Origin of the sequence: Roseovarius sp. THAF27 (assembly GCF_009363655.1) — a bacterium.
GTDB lineage: Bacteria > Pseudomonadota > Alphaproteobacteria > Rhodobacterales > Rhodobacteraceae > Roseovarius.
Genome location: NZ_CP045393.1, coordinates 3,095,568 through 3,119,147 on the forward strand (window position 1 = coordinate 3,095,568; position 23,580 = coordinate 3,119,147).

Below are 23,580 nucleotides of genomic sequence, written 5' to 3' on the forward strand. Positions count from 1 at the left end.
CTGCGACAAGAGACCCAACACCCCATTGCAGGATACCCGTCATGAGCACCCCTACCGTTTCCTTCGAGTTCTTCCCGCCGAAATCGCTGGAGGCGTCGTTCCGCCTCTGGGACACCGTCCAGACGCTCGCGCCGCTGGACCCCAGCTTCGTGTCGGTCACCTACGGCGCCGGCGGCACCACCCGTGAACTCACCCGCGATGCCGTCGCCACGCTGCACAAGTCCAGCGGCCTCAACGTCGCTGCCCACCTCACCTGCGTCGAGGCCACCCGCGAGGAAACGCTGGCCATCGCCCAGGACTTCGCCGATGCTGGCGTGAACGAGATCGTCGCCCTGCGCGGCGACCCGCCCAAGGGTGCGGACGGCTTCACGCCCCACCCCGAGGGCTTTGCCGACAGCTGCGAGCTGATCTCGGCGCTGGCCGACATGAACCGCTTCAAGATCCGCGTCGGCGCCTACCCGGAAGTGCACCCCGAAGCGGCGGATGCCCAGGCCAATATCGACTACCTGAAGCGCAAGATCGACGCCGGCGCGGCCGAGGCGATCACCCAGTTCTTCTTCGACACCGAGGCGTTCTTCCGCTTCCGCGACGCCTGTGCCGATGCGGGCATCGACGCCCCCATCATCCCCGGCATCCTGCCGATCGAGAACTGGGGCGGCACCAAGCGCTTCGCCGCCGCCTGCGGCACGAAAATTCCCGCCTGGCTGGACGAGGCCTTCACCAAGGCCGCCCGCGACGACCGCGAGACGCTGCTGGCCACGGCCCTGGCCACCGAGCTTTGCAGCGAACTGATCGAGGGCGGCGCCGAGCACCTGCATTTCTACACGCTCAACCGCCCCGAGCTGACGCGCGATGTCTGCCACGCCCTGGGCGTCACGCCCAAGGTCGAACTGCGCGACGTCGCCTGACGCACCTTTGATCCCTGTGACACTCCCCTCCCCGGGGCTGTCGCAGCGCCTGGCCCTGCCTTCCCCGAAGGCGGGGCTTTTTCGTGCACACCTGTCAGGCGCGCAGGTAATGCGGTGCGTGCTTGACCCGTGCTCGACCGTCTGGGTTGAATTCTTTGCGGAGACGCGTGATCTATATCCTCAAGCGCCATCGACGGGCCGCGGCGCGGCGATCCGACGGTAGTTCGGCAGCACTTTATCCAGGCCAGATCCGAAACAATGTTGAGCGATCCACCGAACGTCATCCAATCGCCGGGCCGTGGGGGCGGCCCGTCGATGCGCGGCCCCTACAAACCCACCGTCCGTCTCGACCACAAAGCCGACATTCGTGCCGCCCGCAACACATGCCGGGATCGAGCCCGTGAGAGACACTGGCATCGAGCCCCCGGCCGGTTAACAGCCGCGAAGCGGCCCGGCCATCGTCGGCCGCTCCCTTGGGCTGGCGATTTGGCGAGGCTGGGCGCACCGATCTTTCCGAGGATGTATCTGGCAGGCATAAAGTGCTTCAGAATTGCCGTCGGATCGCCACCCCAGGGGCTGACGCTCGCCTCCGTCGTGAACGGCGGCAATGTCCGCACAGCCAGCTTTTGCCAAGCATCGCAAACCTTCTGCGCCTCAAAAAGCAGCCCCTCCATCACCGCCACGACCCGCGAAATCCGTGATGCTTTCATGCCCCGCCGCCGGGGCGGGCTTGCCACCCTCCCCGGCCCGGACTAGCGTGCCGCCATGACCGACACGGCCCGCCCCTTCATCGCCACATCGCTCGACCAGATGCCCGACAAGGACGCGCTTTTGTCGCGCTCCGGCCTCGACTTCATGCGCGACATGATCGCGGGCCGCCTGACCGCCCCGCCCATCGGCGCCACGCTCGGCTTCACCCCGCTCTCCGCCGATCCCGGCCGGGTGGTGTTCGAAGGCACGCCCGGCTTCGGCGCGCTCAACCCGATGCGCGGGGTCCATGGCGGCTGGTACGGGGCGATCCTCGACTCCTGCATGGCCTGCGCGGTGATGACCCTGCTGGACAAGGGCCAAGTCTACACGACGCTCGAATACAAGGTGAACATCACCCGCGCCCTTCCCCTGGGCATGGCGGCGGTGGCCACCGGCACCACCCAACATGGCGGCCGCCGCACCGCCACCGCGGTGGGCGAACTGCGCGGCCGCGACGACGGCAAGCTCTACGCCACCGGCAGCACCACCTGCCTGATCATGGACGCCGCCTGACCCCCCGCGCCAAATCTTTTCGACAAAAGATTTGGCAAAACTTTTCGCGAAAGTTTTGCCCGCGCCTACATCACCGCCTGCGCATCGGTCGCATCCGGCGCGCCGCGGCCCTGCACGCTCTCGTGCAGCCGCTCGGACGGGTCCCGCCCCACCACCCTTGCCTTGCGGAACAAGAAGATCTTGCCCCAGCCGCGCCACTTGCCGATCGACGGCGCGTCGGGGTCCGTCGGATACCGCGCGCGCCATCCCTCGGGCAGGGTCAGCCCATGCGCCTCGGCCCGCTCCAGCATCCAGACCAGCGGGATGTTGGACAGGGGCCGCGCCGCTTCGAACCCGTCCAGCTGCCCGCCCACGTCGCCATGGGTGCCCCGGAACCACACCTGCTCCACCCGGCCCTCGCCCGCAGTACTGCCCGGCTCGGTTTCCCACATCACCGGGGTATAGACCCGCCGCGTCTCATCCAGCGCCAGCGCGTGATAACCATGCCGGATATGCGGCCCCAGCGCGTGACTGTGAAACGCGTTCTTCGGCGTCAGCAATCGCCAGATCAGCGGGCCGGACCAGTCCAGTGCCTTCACCGTGTCCCAGACGCCCACCATCTCGATCGGAGAGCTTTCGTGGCACAGCGCGCGGGTGAATTCCGCCGCGGCGGACCCCGCCGCCTCGTCGCGATAATGGCGATAGGCGGTCTTCACCTGCCGCTCGGTCGCATTTTCCGCTTGCAACAGCCCGACCCGGTCGATCACCCCGGCCAGCGACCGCACGGCATAGGCCCCGCGCGAGAACCCGAACAGGAAGATCCTGTCGCCGGGCCGATAGCGGGACGCGAGATAGCCATAGGCCCGCCGGATCTGCCGGTTGATCCCGCGCCCCAGCATCACGTCGCCGGTGCGCCGCCAGTCCGGCCACTGCACCCCGGGCTCGTAGTAGAGGGACATGCCCACGCCCACCGTCTCGTTCAGCAGCTTGAAGGTCAGGCCCGCATTGCTCTCATAGCCCGGATCGAGCGACGACATCGTGCCGTCCAGGATGATGACATGGCTCACCGCGCCCCGCGCGACATGCCTGGTCCGCACCCGTTCGCCACGGGTCAGGCCAACCAGCCGCCGGACAGCCCGGCCAATGCGTTTCGTCCAGCTCATCGCAGACCAGCATCCCCCAAACCCGGCCCGGGGTAAAGGACCCTGCACACCGCTCCCGCGCTTTTGCCGGCACCCTGTTTTCTCCCTGGCACCGCCGTCACGCGACGCGCCGTGGGGATCTTGTGGCCTGGGCCAGCCCGCGCCCGCTCCGCGACGACGCCGGTCGTCGCGGTGAAACCTGCCCCGGCACCGCCCCGCCCTCTCGCGGACCGCAAAGAGGCCCGGCGCCGATGCGCGGGCCCGACGCTCCGCCGCCGCGTTTCAGCCCGACAAATGTGCGCGCGGCCCTCGGCTTTCCGCACCCGCCCCGGTCAGGACAGCCGCGTCACCATGATCGGCCCGTCCGGTCCATAGCCGTTGAACCGCGTCGCCAGCGCCCGCGAATAGGCGCCCATCCCCTCGAACAGCACGTAATCTCCCTCGGCCACATCCTCGGGCAGCGCCACCGGATCGGGCAGCCGGTCCAGGCTGTCGCAGGTCGGCCCGAAGACCACGCGCGCCACCGGCGCACCGCCGCGCGGCTGCCCGTCGGGCCGGACCAGCCGCACCCGCGTCAGCGCGTCGATATCCCGCGCCTCGGCCAGCGCGCCGTAGATCCCGTCGTTGAGGAAAAGGCTTCCGTCCGGGCGCACCGCCTTGACGCGCGCGGCCAGCGTGAACGCCTCGGCCACCATCGCCCGCCCCGGCTCGCAGACCAGCGCGGGCGGCACGTCGAACGCCGCGCGCGCCACCTCCGCCACGTGGTCGAAAATCGCCTCCAGGTCCGGCGCCGCCCCCGAGCGGTGCGCCGCGAACCCGCCGCCCACGTTCAGCCGCTCCAGGGTCACCCCCGCCATCCGCGCCACCTCGGCACTGGCCCTCACATACGCCCCCCAGGCCGCCGGGTCGGCGCATTGCGTGCCGGGATGAAAGCAGATGCCGGGACGAAATCCCATCCCGGCGACCCGGCGCAACAGCGCCGCCGCCGCCTCCGGCGCGGCCCCGAACTTGGCCCCGAAATCATAGGCCGCGCCGCGCACCGGCAGCGCCAGCCGCACCGTCACCTCCAGGTCGCGCGGCAGGCCGGCCAGCTTTTCCAGCTCCGACATGCAATCGACCGAGCACGAGGCGACGCCCATCGCCGCGGCGGTGTCGACCTCCGCGACCGAGCGCACGGGGTTGTTGTAATGCAGCACCGCCCCGGGCGCGGCGGCCCGCACCGCCCGCATTTCCGCCGGGCTCGCCACGTCGAACGCCGTGAGGCCCGCCGCGGCCAGGTTGGCCAGCACCTCGTCGCCCGGATTGGCCTTGACCGCATAGGTCACCAGCCCGTCGAACCCGTCCAGGAACCGGCGCGCCGTCGCCTGAAGAACCTCGGGACTGAAATAAAGAACCGGCACGTCAGGGCGGTGCCGTACAAGATGAGCCAGCGGGCTCTGCCACGTGGATGTCTGATGCTGCATGTGTCGCCTCGTTGATGGTCTTTTCTTTAGTGTGAAGCGAAACCGCGTGGATTTGTCGGGTCAAATTGTACGAAATGTCGTAACATGTCGGCAAAACGCCGAGGGAATCATGCAAACAGACGAACTTGACGAAGCGCTGATCGCGCTCCTGCAGGAAAACGCGCGCATGCCCGTCGCCACGCTCGCCCGGCGGCTGGGCCTTGCGCGCACCACCGTCCAGGCCCGGCTCGACCGGCTGGAAACCTCCGGCGTGATCCTGGGCTACACCCTGCGCCTCAACGCCGCGCGCCGCGCGCCCCTGCGCGCCACCGCCCTTGTCCAGATCGAGGCCCGCAGCCAGCCCACCGTGCTCTCGCGTCTGCAATCGCTGCCCAATGTGCGCCGCGTGCACACCACCTCCGGGCGTTTCGACCTGATCGTCACGCTCGAGGCCGAAACCACCGAAGAGCTTGACGACACGCTCGACCGGATCGGCGACGCCAAGGGCGTGCGCGGATCGGAATCGCTCATCCACCTCGCCACCAAGCTCGACCGCGGGCACTAGGCGCGCCACGTCCCGGACCTGATCCGGGACCTCCCCGCCGCACGACCGATTCGTCCGAGCCAGCCCGTTCGGGCCGGTTTTCCCGCCTTTTTCCGCGCCGGTTCCCGCCCGTCCCTGGCCCGGAAAATCATTCCGCGTCCGACCCCCTCGAGCCCCGCCACGGTATCGCCACATCCGCGCCCGCTTCCGCCAATTTCGGGGCAAGATTCCGTACGACCTTGGTCGGACGACCTTCCGACGATCGGGTCGTAAAGCACCGCACCGACCGAGGAAGGATTTCGTACTTCGCCGCGCCGCGCCACTCTCAAGCCACACGAGGGTCGCCACGACCCGCACTCAACAACCACGACAACCACGACAACCACGACAACCACGACAACCACGGAAGAAAACGACCATGACCATCGCACGCAAATCCATCCAGACCCTCGCCCGCACCTTCGCCCGCGACGAGGACGGTGCCACCGCCATCGAGTACGGCCTCTTCGCCGCGCTCATCGGCGCCGTGATCATCGTCACCGTTTCGGAGGTCGGCACGGAAACCCATACCGGCTTCACCACGATGAAAACCGAACTTCAGAAGGCCAACGGCACCGGCTCGCCATAACCGGCCTTGCCGGTCGCCACCGGAGCGGCCCCCCACACCCTGTTGGGCCGCTCCGCAATCATCGAACGTCGACACTCTTTACCCCCGGAGACCGCCCATGCCCTTCGACACCCAAGACGGCGTCGCCCCGTCGCTCCAGGCCTATGTCTGTTCCGATACCGGCGCCGCCACGGCCCGCGCCGTTCTGGCGGAAAGCAAACAGGCGGCCAAGGCGATCCACGGCGGCGGCCTCAGCGGGGCAGCGCGGCTTCTGCCCAACGCGTCGAGGGTCAAGTGCATCCTGGCCGAGATGGGCCAGCTTTCCCTCGACATGGCGACAGAATGCGTCGCGGAACTGACCCGCGCCGGCATCGAGGTGATCGTGCTGGGCCGCGTCGACGACATCGCCACTTACCGCGCGTTGCGGCGAGCCGGCGCGCGCGACTACTTCGCCTTGCCGGCCAAGGCCTCCGACATTCTTGCCGCCACCACGGCGACGCCGCCGGCGGTCGGTCTCGCTGCAGCCGTCGCCGAACCGCAGGCCCAGCGCGGGCCTGCCATCGGCGTCATCGGCTGCAAGGGCGGCACCGGCGCCAGCCTGCTGGCCCAGAACCTCGCCGCGCACGCCTCCGCCTCCAAAGGCGCCGCGCGAAACACCGCCCTCCTGGATGCCGATCTCGAGTTCGGCAGCCAGGCGATCGACCTCGACCGCGACGAGACGCGCGGCCTCTTCGACGCGCTCCGCGCGCCTGCCCGGGTCGACGGTACATTCATCACCGCCACCATGGACCAGATCAGCGACACGCTCTCGCTCTATTCCGGCCAGGTGCGCCGCGACCAGACCGCCGCCGACTACGAACCCGGCCTCGCGGCGCTCCTGCCGCGCCTGCGCGATGCGTTCGACACTGTCATCGCCGACCTGCCCCGCGGCCTCGTCCTGCGCCAGCCCGACGTGATCGGCACGCTCGACCGCCTCGTGCTGGTCCTGCCCGCGGGCTTTGCCGGGGTCAACGCCGCCAGCCGCCTGATCGGCCAGGTCCGGGCGGATCATCCCGACATGCCGATCCTTGCCGTGCTGTCGGAAACCCTCAAGGATGCGGGCATCCGCCACAAGGACATCGCCAAGGCGCTCGACATGCCCCTCACCGCGATCCTGCCCTGCTGCACGTCGGCGCTGGCAAAGGCGCACAAGGCCGCGCGGCCGCTCGTCACGCTGCAGCCCCGGTCGCCCTGGGCCCGCGCCGTGCGCACCGTTTTCGACGCGGCCACGGACCCCGCCGCGGCCAAGGCCGCCCCGCGCAAGGCCACGCCCCGCAAGAGGCTGTTCGGATGAAACACGAGGTCGTCGAGCACGACAACCGTCCCGCGCTCGACCGCGTGCTGCACATCGCACGCCGGATCGACGCCGACGGCCTGTCGGTCGAGGAAAAGGTCAACACCGCCCTCACCTTCGTGGTCGAGGCCGCGAAGACCCCGATCTCGCTCGGCCAGCAGCGTGCCCTCCTGGCGCAGGCCGTGGCGGCCCTGGGCGGTACAGCCCCCGGCCTGTCCGATGCCCAGGCGCAGATACGCGTGCCGACACCGGCCCGGGCCGGGGCCGCGTCGCCGCAGCAGCCGTGCCCGCACGCGCCTCTTGATGCCCCGGCCCGTCCCGCCGCGCGACCCCCCGCCCCGGCCCAAAGGCCCGCGAATGGCACGCCCAGGTCCGCGCCCGAGCCGAAGCTGCCTGCCCTCATCCAATCCGTCAACGCCGCCACCACCGCCGGCTCCGACGTCTCGACCATGGTCGGCGAGATGATCCAGGCCCTCTCGGAACTGCTCGACTTCACCGAGATGGCCGCGCTGCCCCGCGCCGACCAGGAAAGCCGCATCCACGACGCCATCCACGGCATCTCCGAGCAGCGCAAGATGCACCTCAACGGGCGCGAAGTGGCCGACCTGGTGCAGGCCGTGCTGGCCGACATGCTGGGCCTAGGCCCGCTCGAACGCCTGCTGGCCGACGAGGAGGTGACCGACATCATGGTCAACGGCGCCGCGCAGGTCTATGCCGAGCGGCGCGGCAAGCTGGAACTGACCGGCACGCGCTTTCGCGACAACGCCCATGTCCATGCCGTGGCCTCCCGCATGGTCGCCGCCGTCGGCCGCCGCATCGACGAGGCGCAGCCGATGGTCGATGCCCGCCTCAAGGACGGCAGCCGCGTCAATGTCGCCATCCCGCCCTTGGCCATCGACGGCCCCACCATCACCATCCGCAAGTTTCCCGCCGCACCGATGAAGCTGGAAAGCCTCGTGGCAAACGGCAGCCTATCCGAACAGATGGCCGGCTTTCTGGGGCTTGCCGCCCACCTGCGCCTCAACGTGCTGGTCTCGGGCGGCACCGGCTCGGGCAAGACCACGCTGATGAACGCGCTTTCCGCCTTCATCCCCGCCACCGAACGGCTGGTGACCATCGAGGACGCCGCCGAACTGCGCTTCCAGCAGCCTCACGTGGTCCGGTTCGAGACCCGCCCCCCCAATGTCGAGGGCAAGGGCGAGGTCACCATGCGTACGCTGGTGCGCAACGCCCTGCGGATGCGCCCCGACCGCATCATCATCGGCGAGATCCGCGGCGACGAGGTGTTAGACCTCCTGCAGGCCATGAACACCGGCCATGACGGCTCGATGAGCACCCTGCACGCCAATTCCCCGCGCGAGGCGATGACCCGGATCGAGAGCATGGCTGCGCTCGCCGGCTTCGACATGGCCTCGGGCGTGGTGCGCCGCCAGCTGGCGGACGCGGTGCAGCTGGTGATCCAGATTTCCCGGATGCGCGACGGCACCCGCCGCATCACCTCGATTTCCGAGGTCGCCGGGCTCGAAGGCGATGTCGTCACCCTCCAGGATCTCTTCACCTTCGAGACCGACCCCGACAGCAGCCGCGCCGAGGTGCGCGGCCAGTTCCGCTATTCCGGCTATCGCCCCAAATTCGCCAGCCGAGCCGCCGACTACGGCGTCGGCGCCGATCTCGACGCCGTGCTGAGAGGATAACCCATGAGCCTTTTTCTCATCGCCCTGACGGCCAGCATCGCCACCTTCACTGCCCTCGTGCTGTGGGTGCTGGTGCATGTCGACCGCACCCGCCGCCGCCAACACGCGCGGCTCCGGCGCGGCCTCGCCCAGACCCGCGCCGCGGCGCTCGAACCGCCCCGCCGCGTGATCCGCATGGAGGGCGACAGGGGCGGCCTCACCGCCCGGATCGAGGCGCTGCTGGCCCAGACCGGCCTCAACGTCGCGCCCAGCGACATCTGCATCCAGGTCACCATCGTCGCCGTGGCGATCTATGGCCTGGCGGTGCTTTATGCCGGGATGAACCCTGTCCTGGCGCTGGGGCTGGCCGTGGCCCTGCCCGTGGGCCTCGCCGTCGCGGTGCTGCGCCACGCCCGCACCCGCTATCAGGCCGCCTTCACCGAACGCCTGCCCGAGGCGCTCGACATCTTCGCCCGCGGCCTGCGCGCCGGACGGCCCATCGCGGATTCGCTGCGCATCGTGGTGGAAACCACCACCGGCCCCGTGCAGACCGAATTCGCCCGCTGCCACGGCGAGATCTGCCTCGGCACGCCCCTGCCCGACAGCCTCGCGGGCCTCTACATGCGGATGCGCACCGCCGAGATCGGCTTTTTCGCCGTCGCCACCGCGCTGCAGGCCGACTCGGGCGGCAACCTCGTCGAGACGCTGGAAAACCTGGCTGAACAGCTGCGCGAACGCCGCAAGCTGCGCAAGAAGGCGCGGGCGCTCTCGTCCGAGGCCCGTGCCAGCGCCATGATCCTCGCGGCCCTGCCCTTTTGCATCGCGCTGGCGCTCTTCGTGCTGAACGGTGCGTATCTCAAACCGCTCTTCACCGATCCGCGCGGCCAGGTGATGGCCGCGGGCGCGCTGACCAGCGTCACGCTCGGGGTCTACCTGATGGCCCGCATGGGGCGTCCCGATGTCTGAGGCGACGGTGAATATCCTGTCCTGGATGGCCTTCGCGGGCGTGATCCTGGCCACGCTCGGCCTCGGCGCGCTGGTCGACATCGAACGCCGGCGCGCCGGCCTCATGCTGCGCCTGCGCCGCGCCGGCGGCTTGACGCTCGGCCCCCGCGCCGCGCCCGGCACCGCGGGCTCGGGCAGCTTCGCCTGGCTGCGCAGCGGGCTGCGCCGGATCGTCCTGCGCCTGGGCGAACGCCTCTCCGTGATCCTCGGCGGCGAGGCCCGCGACACCGCCGCCGACCTGCGCTCGGCGGGCTATCGCAGCCGCGACGCCCTCCTCGTCTACGCTTTCCTGAAAACGGTCCTGCCCGTCTGCGCCTTCCTGTCCGGTGGCGTCTGGGTCCTGACCGTCTACCCCATCGGCATGCAAGCGCTCATTCCCTCGGCCATCGTACTGGCCGTGGCGCTCGGCATGTCGATGGGCATCGACATGGTGGTCGACAGCAAACGCCGCGCCCGCCTCGCCCGCATCCGCCGCGGCTTTCCCGACCTGCTGGAACTCCTGGTGATCGCCTCCGAGGCCGGCCAGGGCCCGCAGCAGGCCCTGCACCGCGTCGCGCGCGAACTGCATTACAGCACGCCCGAACTTGCCGCCGAGATGCAGCAGATGGTCGCCGAGATCTCCATGACCAACGACCGCCGCACCGCCTATGCCAAGCTCTCGGCCCGCGTGCCCCTGCCCGAAATCGCGATCTTCACCCAAGCGTTGGACCAGTCCGACACCTACGGCACGCCCTTTGCCCGCGCCATGCGCAACCTGGTGGCCGAACAACGCGCCAACCGCCTGATCGCGCTCGAGGAAAAGGCCGCCCGCCTGCCCGTCCTGATGACCGTGCCGCTGATCTTCTGCATCATGCCGGCGGTGTTCGTGGTGCTGGTCGGCCCCGCCGGGCTCTCGGTCTTCGACAACATCCTCGCGGGACGCTGAGACCATGACCCTGCGCCATCTCACCACTGCCGCCCGCCGCTTCGCCCGTCAATTCGCCCGTGACACCTCCGGCGCCGTCGCCATCGAGTTCATGCTGATCGCGCCGATCCTGCTGGCGCTGATCCTCGGTATCATCACCCTGGGCTTCTACATGGGCGTCAGCCATTCGGTGCACCAGCTGGCCGCCGGGGCCGCCCGCGCCTCCGTCGCGGGCCTCGACGAGACCGAGCGGCGCGACATCGCCACCACCTACCTGGCCGAGGGCGCCACCCGCTATCCACTGCTGACGGACGACGCGCTCTCCACCTCGCTCGCCTATTCCGGGGCGGCGATGGGCAGCATCACCGTCAACGTCACCTATGCGGCCGAAGGCACGTTGCTGGACGTGGCCAACGGCTTTCTCGGCCTCGGGATCGACACCATCGAGGGGCAGGCCTATGTCGCTTACTGACCGCATCGCCCGCTTCCGCCACGACGAGTCCGGCGCCGTGGCCATCATCGTGTCGCTGATGCTGACGGTGCTTTTCGGCTTCGTGGCCCTGGGCGTCGACGTCGCCTCGCTCTACCGCGACCGCGCCCGGCTTCAGGCCACCAGTGACCTCGGCGCACTCACCGCCATGGCCGACACCTCCGCCGTCCGGGACCGCGCCATCGACGCCATCACCAACAATGGCCGGGCCGCCTCCACGCTGACCGACCTGCAAACCGGGCGCTACTTCCGCAACCCCGCCATCCCCCGAACCGAGCGGTTCGTGGCCTCCGAGGACGACTCCGCGCCGGTCAATGCCGCCTTCGTCACGCTCACCGACGACGCGCCGCTCTATTTCGGCCAGATCTTCAGCGGCGCCTCCACCGTCGCGCTCAATCGCAGCGCCCTGGCCACCCGCACCGGCGCGGCCAGCTTTTCACTGAACAGCCACCTGGCCGACCTCGACCCCGCCGCGCTCAACGCCGTGCTCACAGCGGAATACGGCGCCGGGGCGCAGATCGACGCGGGCGATCTTGGCCTTCTGGCCGAGGCGCAGGTCAATCTGGGCACCCTGATGGAGACGCTCGACGCCCTCTCCGGCGGCACGTCGCGCAACCCCGCCGACGTGCTCGATGCCGTCACCACCGCCGACACCCTGCTTGACGCACTTGCCTCCGACCTTCCGCCCGCCCTCGCCGGCAGCCTCGCCGGGCTTGCCAGCGCCGCTGCCGGGCAAGACATCGACGTCGCCGCCGTCGTCGGCGGCATCGACACCCGCCTGGGCCTCACCGCCACGGGTTTCCTGACCGAAATCGACGTCACGGCCCTCGATATCGTCAAGGCCGTGGTCGCCGCCGAGGCCATCGAGACCGCATCCCTGGGCCTCGGGCTGGACGTCACCGGCGTCGTCGGCGTCGACGCGCGGCTCTCGGCCGGCGAACCGCCCGCCCGCTCGGGCTGGGTCGCCCTGGGCGAGGACGGCGTGCAACTGCACCGCGCCGCCGCGCGCCTGGCGCTCGACATCGACGCCGATCCCGGCCTGCTGACCGGGCTCGCCCCCGAGGTCACGGCCACCCGCCTGCGCGTGCCGCTCTACGTGGAACTCGCCGGCGCCACCGCCTCGCTGGAAGAGATCAGCTGCACTGCCGCGCGCGCCTCGGATCTCGCGGCGTCCTTCTCGGTCTCGCACACGCCCCTGCACCCCGCGAACGGCACCTCGGTCGCCGCGCTCTACCTCGGCACCCTGCCCGCGGGCACCAGCGCCACCGCCGCGATCGACCCGGCCAGCCTCGGCTTTGCCGACCTTCTGACCGTGCGCATCGCGATCCCCGTGCCGCTCCTGCCCGACCTGGTGCTGGCCGATCTCGTGGTCCAGGCCCGCAGCCACGTCGCACTGGGCCGCTCGAACACCGAAACCATCACCTTCACCCGCGGCGACGTGGCCGCAGGCGACACCGTCCGCAGCTTCGGCTCGGAACAGCTGGTTACGAACGCCGTCAGCACGCTTTTGTCATCCGAAACCACGGAGATCCGTGTGAAACCCGACCAGCAGGGCCTTGTCACCGGCCTTGCGGCGCCCGTCGTCAACACCCTGCTCGCCAACCTTCCCGGCCAGCTTCTGGCCGCGCTCACCACGCCTGTCGACGGCGTGGTCGACGGCGTGCTGGCAGATGTGGGGCTGGAGCTTGGCGCGGGCGAGCTGACCCTGACCGGCCATCACTGCGAACTCATCCGGCTGGTGCAGTAAGCCCGGCCGCGGTGTCAGGCGACGTGCTGCTTGCGGCGCCCGACCAGCGGCAGCGCATCCTGCGTGCTGATCTTCGTCGCCGGTTCCTCGACCTCGCGCGCCATCGACACGACCTCGTCGGTGACGAAGGCGATCAGCTGATACCGCGATTCGAGTCCCGATTTCTGATAGATCCGGCCCAGCTGCGATTTCACCGTGGTGATGGCGCTGCCCCGCATCTCGGCGATCTCGCTGTTGGAAAACCCCTTCGCCACGAAAATCGCCACGTCCGCCTCGGCCTGCGACAGGCCCCAGTCCGGCGCATGGCGCAGGATCACCGTTTCCTTGGCGATGGGTTCGCTCATGCCCGGGGCCAGCTTTTCCTTCCGCTTCTGCACCACGTGGCGCGCCAACTGCGTGCAGGCGACATAGGCCACCACCGCCGTCAGCGCGAAAAACAGCGCGAAAAGCCCCGAGACGACCGCCATGCTCGGCGCGGCCTCGGCTTCCGCAAAGGCAAAGTGAAGAACCAATAGCGTCTTCAGGGCCGCGATGACCGAAACCAAGACACACCCAAATACCCAAATCCGTGACATCGCGTCACCTCCTGTTCGCGTTATTCCGCGGGCAACCTTACCGCAAATTGAGGCAATTTTGAGGTAACTGTTTCTAAATTGTCGACGATTTCAGGCTCCATGCACGCATTGGCAGAATTTCCCCACTCTCGTACAGGCAAAAGTGGTCCACACACGCCTCTGACCGGCCCCGAAACCCGCCTCACCCGGCGTAAAGAGCGCTCCAGCGCTCGATCAGCGCCTGCTGAAGCCGCTTGGACCGGCCGTTCCAGCTTGCCGCTCCCGGCGGGCGCGACTCCGACGTGCTGTCGATGGGCTCGCGCAGCTCCTGGTTGGCCGTCATGATCGCAAAGGCCAGCTCGGTGTCGTCGGGCGCCGTGGCATAGCCCGCAAGCGTGCTGACGAAATAGAGCGTGCCCGTCTTGGCGGCCACCTTGACGGGATGGTCGGGCATCGGCGCGCCCTGGCCGTCGCGCATCCCGAACGGCTTCAGGATCGGCTTCAACAGACCGTCGCCATGCACCCGCGCCAGCGCCCGCGCCATGGCCTCGGGCGTCACCCGCGACGTCTCGCCCAGGCCCGAGTGATCAACCAGCGTCGCGCCGGTGATGCCCAGGCTCTGCTGCGCCCAGGCCGTCATCTCGGCCCCCGACGCCGCCAGGTCCACGCTTTGGCCCAGCCGCGCCCGCGTCGCCGTCAGCCCGACCAGCTCGGCGGTCAGGTTGTTGGAATATTTCAGCATGTCCTGCAGGATCGGCACCAGCGGCTCGCTCTGGTGGCGCACCAGGACCTCGCCCTCGGGCGCGGCCTCGACCGGCTCGCCCGCCGTGACCGTCACGCCCTGCGCCTGCGCCAGCGCGGTGAACACCTCGACCGCGTATTCGCCGGGCCGCCGCACCGGCAGCCAGCGTGACCCGCCATTGCCCAGCGCGCCCGACGCCACGGTCCAGGCATCGTGATCGCCCCCATCCTCGTAGGTATAAACCGGCCCCTTGCGCTGCGCGACGCGCATCCGCGCCACCCGCACCGACGGGCGATAGCGGTCCGACCGCGCGTCCATCTCCACGGTGTAATCCCCGCCCGAGCGCTTCCACTCGAAATGCACCCGGTTGAAATTCAGGTTCAGCCCCGACAGCGACGGGTTATAGCCCACATGCAGGGGCTGTTCGTCGTCGATGAACCGGGTAAAGGCCAGCTCCCCGGCCCAGGCCCGCACATGGCCGGTCACGCGGGTAACCCCCGCCTTCTTCAGCCGCGCCGCCATGTCGGCCAGCCCGTTGGTGTCCAGCACCGGATCGCCGCCACCGGCCAGCACCACGTCGCCGTCCAGCACGCCGTCGGTCACCGGCCCGGTCGCGATCAGCCGCGTCTCGAAACGATAATCCTCGCCCAGCGTCTCCAGCGCATATAACGCGGTGATCGCCTTCATCACGCTGGCCGGCGGCAACGGAATATCCGCCGCGTGGCCTTCCAGCACCTTGCCGGTTTTCACGTCGACCACCGAAAAGCCGACATCGCCGCCCAGCTTGGCCCGCTCGATCAGCGCGTCGGCACTCGGCACCGACCGCAGGCGGGCCGCCTCCGCGCCGCCCTCGGGGCGCAGCTGCGGGCGCAAGGACACCTTGGGCGCATTGGCCAGCGCGCCACCGGCCAGGCTGGCCAGCGCGGTCGTCAACAGGAAACGTCTGGAAATATCGCGTCGCATGGGCCCAAATAACCCAAGCGCGGCGGGTCACACAATCGGCAATTCCGCCATCCCGGCCCCAGGTCGCGACGTTGCGATCAACTTTCCGAAAGATCGCCCCAGTCGCCCCGGGCCCTGAGGGCGGTCGACGACAGCGCGCTCATCGGCACGTTGACGAAACACCACGCCGGCGCGACGGCAAAGCGCAGCGCCCGCGACTGCCTCGCCGGGATGCGCGCGGCGCGATAGATCCGCGCCGGTTTCGACATCCGCGCCGAGATCCGCTGCCCGGGCCGGGCCAGCACGCCGATCGGCACCGTCTGCATGATCCGTTGCCAGTCCTGCCAGTGCTCGAACTGCGCCAGGTTGTCGGCCCCCATCAGCCAGACGAATTTCACATGCGGCCGCATCCTTTGCAGCACGGCCAGCGTCTCGGCGGTATAGCGCGTGCCGACCTGCGCCTCGAAATCGCTGACGTGGATGCGCGGATGATCCACCAGCGCCCGGCACGCCGCCATCCGCCGCTCCAGGGGCTGCGGTCCGCGCGCCTTCAGCGGGTTGCCGGGGCTCACCAGCCACCACACCCGGTCGAGACCGAAGCGCCGCAGCGCCTCGCGGCTGATATGCACATGGCCCGCATGGGGCGGGTCGAACGATCCCCCCAAAAGCCCGATCACCATGCCGGGCCGCGTCATCGGCAAGCGCACACGCATGTCCTCTCCCTTCGCGTCGCCCCTGAAATCGCCGGGATGCGGCGGGATGTCCAGCCTTTTCACCACCGCCCGCGTCCCCGGGATTCGGCGCAATTTTAGGGATTTAGCCTTTGCAGGCGCACCGATTGTTAAGCGTCGCGTGGCATGACGATACCCGGTGAGAGACGGCACGAGGTTGGGCGTGGCAGAGCCAAGCGACACAGCGCACCCGCATCCTGCCGATGCGGCGCAGGATCCGGCTGCGGACGGGCCCGGCCCGTCGCGGCCCGGCGCCGACCTGCCCTTCTGCCCGCAATTCCTCCACCGCACCCGCGACGCCATTATCCTCCAGGACATCGAGGGGCATCTGGAATGGATGAACCCCGCCGCCGAGGCGATGTTCAACGTCAGCCTCGACGCCGTGCGCGGGATCAAGGTGATGGGCCACGTCCTGCCCGACGGCGCCCGGGTCGATCCGGCCAAGATCGCCGCCTTCCGCTATGACATCGGCAGCAGCCTCTTCGACCGCACCCACCTCGCCCGGCACAAGCGCGTGGGCGGGCAGGTCTTCTGGAACCTGCACAGCTTCACGCTCCTGGCCACGCCCATGGGTCCCAAGGTCGCCGTCACCTGCCGCGATGTGACCGAAACGGTCGAGGCCGAACAGACCCTGCGCCATGCCAAGGCCCGGCTGCAGCACGCCGCCCATCACGACGACCTGACAGGGCTCGCCAACCGCAAGCGGCTCACGCAATACCTCGCCTCCGACATCCTGCGCCGCGCTCTGGCCGAACGGCGCGTGGGCGTGCTGCATCTCGACCTCGACAAGTTCAAGGAAATAAACGACACGCTCGGCCATGCGGCGGGCGACGCCGCGCTCCGGCACGTGGCCGACCTCCTGCGCCGCTTCTGCGGCCCGCAGGACCTCGCCTGCCGGATCGGCGGCGACGAATTCCTGCTGGTATGCCTCGGCACGGCCACCGAAGACGCCCTGCTGACCCGGGCCGAACTGCTGCTCGGGGCCACCCACGACCCGCTGATGTGGAACAACCAGGCGATCCGCGTGGGCCTCTCCATCGGCGCCTGCCTCACCCAGGACAGCACCGAGCGCGGCGAGGCGCTCATCCACCACGCCGATCAGGCCCTCTACGAAGCCAAGACCCGCGGTCGCGGTCGCGTCATGCTGTATACCCCCGCCCTGGGCCAGGTTCAGATCGCGCAGAACCGGATGACCCGCGAATTGCGCCTCGCCACCGCGGAAAAGCAGCTCACCGTGCACCTGCAACCCCAGCTCGACCTCGCCCGCGGCCGCGTAACCGGCTGCGAGACGCTGCTGCGCTGGAACCATCCCCGCCTGGGCCAATTGCCCCCCGGCGCGTTCTTCGAGACCGCCCGCCGCGCCGGCGTTCTGGCCGATCTCGACTACCAGTCGATGCACCTGTCGCTCGACGCGCTCACACGCCTGCACGCGGCGGGCTTCGACGATCTGACCATCGCGCTCAACGTCTCGGCCGAGGCGCTGACCGACGTCAACTATCCCGGCCTGCTGGACTGGGCGCTGCAATCGCGCGGGCTCAAGCCCTCGCAGATCTGCGTCGAGATCACCGAGACCACCATTCTCCAGGGCGGCGGGCGCACCATCGCCGCGGCCGTTGACCGGCTGAAACGCATGGGCGCCCGCGTGGCGCTCGACGATTTCGGCACCGGCTACGCGGGCCTCGCCCATATCTCGGAAATCGAGGTGGACGAGATCAAGCTCGACTGCTCGCTCACCGCCAACCTCGCCACCGACCCGCGCAACCGCGCCATCGTGCGGTCCATCATCGAGCTGTGCCGCAAGCTCGGCACCCATGTCACCGCCGAAGGGGTGGAGACCGCCGAGCAACTGCGCCTTCTGCGCGTCGCCCGCTGCCCCGCCATCCAGGGCTTCGTGCTGGCCCATCCCCAGCCCTGCGCCGACATGATCGCCTGGCTTTCGGCCAACCTGCCCCTTCCGACGGATTTCGGACGCGACCCGCCCGAGCCGCGCGTCACCCGCCTGCATCCCGGCGACTGACGCGTTTTGACCGTTTGAATTCGCCGCCCGGCGCGGTTACATGGGCTGCAACGCATTCCCTTCAGGAAAAAGAGCACGGAAAATGGCAGCCTACCAATACGTCTACCACATGCAGGGCGTCTCCAAGACCTACCCCGGCGGCAAGAAATGCTTCGAGAACATCCATCTCAGCTTTCTGCCCGGCGTGAAGATCGGCGTCGTCGGCGTGAACGGCGCCGGTAAATCCACCCTGATGAAGATCATGGCCGGCCTCGACACCGATTACACCGGCGAGGCGTGGTCGGCCGAGGGCGCCAAGGTCGGCTACCTGCCGCAGGAGCCCGAGCTCGACCCCAACCTCTCGGTGCGCGAAAACGTCATGCTCGGCGTCGCCGCCCACAAGGCCAAGCTGGAACGCTTCAACGAACTGGCGATGAACTACTCGGACGAGACCGCCGACGAGATGGCCGCCCTCCAGGACGAGATCGACAGCAACAACCTCTGGGATCTCGACAGCCAGGTCGACGTCTCGATGGAGGCGCTCCGCTGCCCCCCCGACGACGCCGACGTCACCACCCTCTCGGGCGGTGAAAAGCGCCGCGTGGCGCTGTGCAAACTCCTGCTCGAAGCGCCCGACATGCTGCTTCTCGACGAGCCCACAAACCACCTGGATGCGGAAACCATCGCCTGGCTGCAACAGCACCTCATCGACTACAAGGGCACGATCCTGATCGTCACCCATGACCGCTATTTCCTCGACGACATCACCGGCTGGATCCTCGAGCTCGACCGCGGCCGCGGCATCCCCTACGAGGGCAATTATTCCGCCTGGCTGGAACAAAAGGCCAAGCGGCTGGAACAGGAAAAGCGCGAGGACAAGTCCAAGCAGAAGACCCTCGAACGCGAGTTGGAATGGATGCGACAGGGCCAGAAGGCACGGCAGTCCAAGCAAAAGGCCCGGATCGAACGCTACAATGAGCTCGCCAACCAGTCCGAACGTGAAAAGGTCTCGCGCGCCCAGATCGTCATCCCCAACGGCCCGCGCCTTGGCGGCAAGGTGATCGAGGTCGAGGGCCTGCAAAAGGCCATGGGCGACAAGCTTCTGATCGAGGATCTGACTTTCTCCCTGCCCCCCGGCGGCATCGTCGGCGTGATCGGCCCCAACGGCGCCGGCAAATCCACGCTCTTCAAGATGTTCACCGGGCAGGAACAGCCCGACAAGGGCGAGATCACCTATGGCGACACGGTCGAGCTTTCCTATGTCGACCAGTCCCGCGACGACCTCAAGGATGGGGAAACCGTGTGGGAAGCCATCACCGGCGGCGCCGAGATCATCCAGCTGGGCGACGCGCAAGTGAACTCCCGCGCCTATTGCTCGTCCTTCAACTTCAAGGGCGGCGACCAGCAGAAAAAGGTCTCGCTCCTGTCAGGCGGCGAACGCAACCGCGTCCACATGGCCCGCCTGCTGAAAGAAGGCGGCAACGTCCTTCTGCTCGACGAGCCCACCAACGACCTCGACGTCGAAACCCTCCGCGCTTTGGAAGACGCCCTGGTCGATTTCGCCGGCTGCGCCGTGGTTATCTCCCACGACCGCTTCTTCCTCGACCGCATCTGCACGCATATCCTGGCCTTTGAGGGCGAGGCCCACGTGGAATGGTTCGAAGGCAACTTCGAGGATTACGAGGAAGACAAGAAGCGGCGGCTCGGCCCGGACGCGCTGGAACCCAAGCGGATCAAGCACAAGAAATTTGCGCGGTGACATCTGGCTTGCAGCCAGATGTCACCCGTGCGCGAAAGCGTTTCCGCAGGAAATGCGTGCGCACCCCGGTAGCAAATCCGGGTGCCACCCTCCACGCCGCCGTCCCGGACGTGATCCGGGACCTCCGGACCCCAAGATCCTCGGATCAAGCCCGAGGATGACGTAGGGTGGGGTTTCACCCCACCCCCACACATCCCCGCGCATAACGCCCGTCCGCCCTGTCCCGATGCACTGACGAATACGCCCAATCCTCCGGTTCCGCCACGAACCCGTGCTTCACCGGGTTCATCCAGCAATACCGCATCAGCGCGGCATATTCCGCGTCGTCTCTCACATGATGCTCCCAGAACCGCCGCTGCCAGATGGCCACCTCGCCCTTTTCCTTGCGTAGGCCGGGGTTCACCCCGGCATACCGGCCAGATCGAACCACCGGCAGGCGGCGCGGCGGGGTGAACCCCGCCCTACGCACATCCATCGAAAACCGTGCTTTGATCGCCCCCCACCGTGTCGAATAATCCGCATCACCTTTCGGCAAGGTCCAGATTGCATGCAGGTGATCCGGCAGCACGACCCAGGCGTCGATTTGAAACGGCCGCTCGGCCCGTGTCTGTCGCACGGCGGCGCGCAACCGTTCGATATCATCCACGAGAAGGTGGCTACCGCGTTCCGCCAGATTGACGGTAAAGAACACGGTCGCACCGGAAACGCGGGGGCGAAGATAGTTCGACATGGCAAAACCATGCCGCAAGTTTGTTTAACGAATGGTTGGGTTTCTAGGATTCACACCCCATCCCAACCCGCTCCCTTAACACCTCGTCCAACCGAACCTCCTTCGCCAGATGCATCTGCATATACGTCGCCAGCAGCCGGTTGATCCGCCCCTGGTACCCCTTCCCCATCGCCCGGTAGAACCGCGCCACCGACCGGTCCAGATATAGCGTCACCTTCTCCTTCGGCTCCTCCACCGGCACGTCCATCTCCAGCGTGTGCCACGCCTCCGGGATCTCCTCGGCGATGGTGTCGGGGATCCAGCTTTCCTGCTGCAGGTAAATCAGGCTCTGCATCAGGCTGGCGCGGGCGGCGCGTTCGGTCTTGGTGGGCATGTCGGGCTCCTCTGTGGCGAGCCCGCATCCTCGCCCAACCCCCTTACCAACACTTAACGCCACCGCACCGCCGCGTTACCACCCGGATACCGACGCGAAACCGACACGTCTTTTCGCTCCCCCCGGGATGCTCTATCTGAAATCCCACGATGCCCGATTTCGACCTTGTCATCCTCGGCGCCGGCCCCGCCGGTACAGCCGCCGCCATGCAGGCCCGCCGCCTCGGCCTCACCGCCGCGCTGGTGGACAAGGCCGTCTTTCCGCGCCCCAAGCTCTGCGGCGGGCTGGTCACAGGCCGCTGCGCCGCGCACCTGGCCGAGATCTTCGGGATCGAGATCACCCCCGACCTCTTCGAGACCCGCCGCAACTTCGAATTCCACCTTCGCGATCAACCACTTGGCACGCTCGAAGACGTCCCGCCCCTGCACCTGACCATGCGGTGGGATTTCGATCACCGCCTCCTGCAAGAGGCCTTTGCCGCCGGGGCCGCCGACTATACCGGCCACCGCGTCGAGACCCATGACCTCACGGCGGACCGCCTCACGCTGGCCAGTGGCGAAACCCTCGCCTACCGCCTGCTCATCGCCGCCGACGGCGTGCAAAGCCCCACCGCCAAGGCCCTGTTCGGACAGCCTTTTTCCCGCGACACCATCGGTTTCGCGCTCGAGGTCGAGGCCCCGTCGCAGGCCCCGACCGAGGCCACCCCCATCCGCATCGACTTCGCCGCCGCCAACTGGGGCTACGGCTGGTCCTTCCCGAAAAAACACAGCACCACCATAGGCTTGGGCGGCCTGCACGCCCGGAACCCGCAGATGAAGGCCCACCTTTCCGCCTATCTCGCCAGGCTGGGCACCGGCCAGAGCGCAACGGTCAAAGGCCACTTTCTGCCCTTCGGCGCGCCGAAACCCACCCCCGGCAAGGGAAATGTCCTGCTCGTGGGCGACGCGGCGGGCCTTGTCGACCCGATCACCGGCGAGGGGATAGGCCACGCCATCCACTCCGGCGCGCTGGCCGCGCGTGCGGCGAAAACCGCGCTGGATCAAGCGGATGCCGGGCGCGCCCTGGCCCTCTACACGAAGGCCACACAGCCCATTCGCCGCGCCATCGCGCAGGCCCGCATCCTGCGGCCGCTGATCTTCTCGGCCCGTCTCCAGCCCTTCTTCGCCCGCACCTTCGCCGCCTCGCAGACGCTGAAACGCGACTACATGCACCTGCTTTCGGGCGACATGGAATATCCCGCCCTGCTGCGCCGCACCGCCCTGCGCCTGCCCCGCGCGGCAATCCGTTACCTCTCTGCCGCAGCGTCGCGAAACTGAGACCCGGGGGTCACAGAATCGCTTGCCCTGCCGCCATTCACTTGTTTTTGATTTCTAAATGCTCATGTGGCGGAATATCGCCATATTCAATCTGCCGCCGTTTCGAGGGGAAGAAAACATGATAAATCGCCGCCAATTCGTGGCCACCGCCGCCGCGGCCGCCACTGCGCCCGCCCTGCCTGCCGTCGCGCAATCGTTCCAGATCGCTCCGAAATACATGCCGCAGGACGTGAACATTTCGGCCAGCTACGCGCCCGGCCAGATGCTAATCCTGCCCAAGGCGCATTTCCTCTACCTGATCACCGAACAGGGCCGGGCCCGCCGCTACGGCGTGGGCGTCGGCAAGGCCGGGCTGGAATTCACCGGCCGCGCCACCATCGACGTCAAGAAAAAGTGGCCCACCTGGCGCCCGACGCAAGAGATGATCGAGCGCGAGCCCAAGACCTACGCCAAGTTCAAGGGCAATGACTATGTTCAGCCGGGTGGCAAGGGCAACCCGCTGGGCGCGCGCGCGCTCTATCTCTTCCAGAACGGGCGCGACACGTATTTCCGCATCCACGGCACAACCGCGCCCCGGTCAATCGGCCGCTCGGTCTCGAACGGATGCATCCGCATGATCAACGAGCACGTGATCGACCTTTACGAGCGCGTGCCGCTGGGCACGGTGGTCACGGTTCTTTGAGAACCTGCGCGGAACCAAGGCGCGGCTTGCCGCGCCGCCGCGCCCCCTCACTCGACCCGCTCGGCCAGTTCCGCCACCGCGGGTCCCATCGCCTCGACGATCCGATTGACGCCCTCGGCATTGGGATGAATCCCGTCCGACTGGAAATAGCCCTGCAACCCGGACGGATCGCCCTCGCCCAACCCCTTGAAGAAGCTCTCGAAATAAAGCGCGCCGAACTCTTGCGCCAGCTCGGGATACATCGCGTCGAACGCCGCCTTGTAATCCGGCCCGAAATTCGTCGGCGCCTGCATCCCCACCAGCAGCACGGGCAAGTCGCGCGCCTTCGCCGCCTCCAGGATCGTCCTCAGGTTCGCCCGTGCCGCGCCGGGGTCCAGCCCGCGCAGCATGTCGTTGCCGCCCAGCGCCACGATCATCGCGTCCACCTCGGGCGTCAGGCTCCATTCCACACGTGACGCACCGCCCGCCGTGGTGTCCCCCGATACGCCCGCGTTGATCACCTCCGCTGCGACGTCGTTCTCCTGCAACCAGTCCTGAAGCTGCGGCACGAACCCGTCCGCCTGCGCCAGACCGTAGCCTTGCGTCAGGCTGTCACCCAGCGCCAGGATCGTCACCGGCTCTTCACCAAATGCCGGTAAACCAAGGAAAACAAGCACCGCGACCTTGCCCGCCAAGGCACGGACCCCATATGTGAAACGACTAAAAACAGACAGGCAAA

At 68.2% G+C, this 23,580-nt stretch carries 22 protein-coding genes; 14 read left to right on the top strand and 8 right to left on the bottom strand.

What is annotated here, in order from left to right; translation table 11 throughout:
- The first annotated feature begins 41 nt into the window (after positions 1-41).
- Positions 42-908: a methylenetetrahydrofolate reductase [NAD(P)H] gene (gene metF, locus FIU89_RS15420; protein WP_152493417.1), complete on the top strand. Its 867-nt coding sequence runs from the start codon at positions 42-44 to the stop codon at positions 906-908.
- Positions 909-1,673: 765 nt separating this feature from the next.
- A complete protein-coding gene (locus FIU89_RS15425) occupies positions 1,674-2,171 on the top strand; it encodes a PaaI family thioesterase (protein WP_152493418.1) in 498 nt (165 codons plus the stop codon).
- Positions 2,172-2,236: 65 nt separating this feature from the next.
- Here FIU89_RS15425 and FIU89_RS15430 read toward each other — a convergent pair whose 3' ends face one another.
- On the bottom strand, positions 2,237-3,313 hold the full coding sequence (locus FIU89_RS15430; RefSeq protein ID WP_152493419.1) for a DUF2235 domain-containing protein: 1,077 nt from the start codon (positions 3,311-3,313) through the stop codon (positions 2,237-2,239).
- 311 nt (positions 3,314-3,624) lie between these two features.
- Positions 3,625-4,755, bottom strand: coding sequence for a type III PLP-dependent enzyme (locus tag FIU89_RS15435; protein WP_152493420.1), 1,131 nt, complete (start codon positions 4,753-4,755; stop codon positions 3,625-3,627).
- Between the two features lie 109 nt (positions 4,756-4,864).
- On the opposite strand from FIU89_RS15435, the gene FIU89_RS15440 reads away from it, so the two are divergent.
- The 8 genes from FIU89_RS15440 to FIU89_RS15475 all read left to right on the top strand — a co-directional run bounded on the left by FIU89_RS15440 (position 4,865) and on the right by FIU89_RS15475 (position 13,037).
- Positions 4,865-5,299, top strand: a complete 435-nt coding sequence (locus FIU89_RS15440) for an Lrp/AsnC family transcriptional regulator (protein WP_152493421.1) — start codon at positions 4,865-4,867, stop codon at positions 5,297-5,299.
- Between the two features lie 397 nt (positions 5,300-5,696).
- Positions 5,697-5,906, top strand: coding sequence for a Flp family type IVb pilin (locus FIU89_RS15445; RefSeq protein WP_152493422.1), 210 nt, complete (start codon positions 5,697-5,699; stop codon positions 5,904-5,906).
- Between the two features lie 97 nt (positions 5,907-6,003).
- The gene (locus FIU89_RS15450) at positions 6,004-7,218 is read left to right on the top strand and encodes a hypothetical protein (protein ID WP_152493423.1); all 1,215 of its coding nucleotides are present in this window, start codon (positions 6,004-6,006) and stop codon (positions 7,216-7,218) included.
- Positions 7,215-8,912, top strand: coding sequence for a CpaF family protein (locus FIU89_RS15455; RefSeq protein WP_152493424.1), 1,698 nt, complete (start codon positions 7,215-7,217; stop codon positions 8,910-8,912). The genes FIU89_RS15450 and FIU89_RS15455 overlap by 4 nt, the downstream gene beginning before the upstream one ends.
- A gap of 3 nt (positions 8,913-8,915) precedes the next feature.
- Positions 8,916-9,857, top strand: a complete 942-nt coding sequence (locus FIU89_RS15460; protein ID WP_152493425.1) for a type II secretion system F family protein — start codon at positions 8,916-8,918, stop codon at positions 9,855-9,857.
- Positions 9,850-10,821 carry a type II secretion system F family protein gene (locus FIU89_RS15465; protein WP_152493426.1) on the top strand — a complete coding sequence of 324 codons (972 nt, stop codon included), beginning with the start codon at positions 9,850-9,852 and terminating at the stop codon, positions 10,819-10,821. The genes FIU89_RS15460 and FIU89_RS15465 overlap by 8 nt, the downstream gene beginning before the upstream one ends.
- Positions 10,822-10,825: 4 nt before the next feature.
- Positions 10,826-11,272 (top strand): TadE/TadG family type IV pilus assembly protein, encoded by a 447-nt coding sequence (locus FIU89_RS15470; RefSeq protein ID WP_152493427.1) that lies wholly within the window; start codon positions 10,826-10,828, stop codon positions 11,270-11,272.
- A complete protein-coding gene (locus FIU89_RS15475; RefSeq protein WP_172978138.1) occupies positions 11,259-13,037 on the top strand; it encodes a TadG family pilus assembly protein in 1,779 nt (592 codons plus the stop codon). Before FIU89_RS15470 ends, FIU89_RS15475 begins: the two co-directional genes overlap by 14 nt.
- Positions 13,038-13,051: 14 nt before the next feature.
- Here the strand turns inward: FIU89_RS15475 and FIU89_RS15480 are convergent, their stop codons facing one another.
- The 3 genes from FIU89_RS15480 to FIU89_RS15490 all read right to left on the bottom strand — a co-directional run bounded on the left by FIU89_RS15480 (position 13,052) and on the right by FIU89_RS15490 (position 15,988).
- The gene (locus tag FIU89_RS15480) at positions 13,052-13,612 is read right to left on the bottom strand and encodes a helix-turn-helix transcriptional regulator (protein ID WP_152493429.1); all 561 of its coding nucleotides are present in this window, start codon (positions 13,610-13,612) and stop codon (positions 13,052-13,054) included.
- Between the two features lie 181 nt (positions 13,613-13,793).
- Positions 13,794-15,296 carry a D-alanyl-D-alanine carboxypeptidase/D-alanyl-D-alanine-endopeptidase gene (gene dacB / locus FIU89_RS15485; RefSeq protein ID WP_152493430.1) on the bottom strand — a complete coding sequence of 501 codons (1,503 nt, stop codon included), beginning with the start codon at positions 15,294-15,296 and terminating at the stop codon, positions 13,794-13,796.
- Between the two features lie 77 nt (positions 15,297-15,373).
- On the bottom strand, positions 15,374-15,988 hold the full coding sequence (locus tag FIU89_RS15490; RefSeq protein WP_152494550.1) for a nicotinate-nucleotide adenylyltransferase: 615 nt from the start codon (positions 15,986-15,988) through the stop codon (positions 15,374-15,376).
- A gap of 181 nt (positions 15,989-16,169) precedes the next feature.
- On the opposite strand from FIU89_RS15490, the gene FIU89_RS15495 reads away from it, so the two are divergent.
- Positions 16,170-18,023, top strand: a complete 1,854-nt coding sequence (locus tag FIU89_RS15495) for a bifunctional diguanylate cyclase/phosphodiesterase (protein WP_172978139.1) — start codon at positions 16,170-16,172, stop codon at positions 18,021-18,023.
- 82 nt (positions 18,024-18,105) lie between these two features.
- Positions 18,106-19,761, top strand: a complete 1,656-nt coding sequence (gene ettA / locus FIU89_RS15500) for an energy-dependent translational throttle protein EttA (RefSeq protein ID WP_152493432.1) — start codon at positions 18,106-18,108, stop codon at positions 19,759-19,761.
- A 175-nt stretch (positions 19,762-19,936) separates the two neighbouring features.
- Here the strand turns inward: ettA and FIU89_RS15505 are convergent, their stop codons facing one another.
- Both FIU89_RS15505 and FIU89_RS15510 read right to left on the bottom strand, forming a co-directional pair.
- On the bottom strand, positions 19,937-20,491 hold the full coding sequence (locus tag FIU89_RS15505) for a transposase (protein WP_152493433.1): 555 nt from the start codon (positions 20,489-20,491) through the stop codon (positions 19,937-19,939).
- A 43-nt stretch (positions 20,492-20,534) separates the two neighbouring features.
- On the bottom strand, positions 20,535-20,864 hold the full coding sequence (locus FIU89_RS15510) for a BrnA antitoxin family protein (RefSeq protein ID WP_152493434.1): 330 nt from the start codon (positions 20,862-20,864) through the stop codon (positions 20,535-20,537).
- 149 nt (positions 20,865-21,013) lie between these two features.
- Between FIU89_RS15510 and FIU89_RS15515 the strand changes: the two genes are divergently transcribed.
- Both FIU89_RS15515 and FIU89_RS15520 read left to right on the top strand, forming a co-directional pair.
- Positions 21,014-22,180: a geranylgeranyl reductase family protein gene (locus FIU89_RS15515; RefSeq protein WP_152493435.1), complete on the top strand. Its 1,167-nt coding sequence runs from the start codon at positions 21,014-21,016 to the stop codon at positions 22,178-22,180.
- A 118-nt stretch (positions 22,181-22,298) separates the two neighbouring features.
- Positions 22,299-22,862 carry a L,D-transpeptidase gene (locus FIU89_RS15520; RefSeq protein ID WP_152493436.1) on the top strand — a complete coding sequence of 188 codons (564 nt, stop codon included), beginning with the start codon at positions 22,299-22,301 and terminating at the stop codon, positions 22,860-22,862.
- A 47-nt stretch (positions 22,863-22,909) separates the two neighbouring features.
- Here the strand turns inward: FIU89_RS15520 and FIU89_RS15525 are convergent, their stop codons facing one another.
- Complete coding sequence (locus FIU89_RS15525) at positions 22,910-23,536, bottom strand: arylesterase (RefSeq protein WP_254701702.1); 627 nt, start codon at positions 23,534-23,536, stop codon at positions 22,910-22,912.
- Positions 23,537-23,580 lie beyond the last annotated feature (44 nt).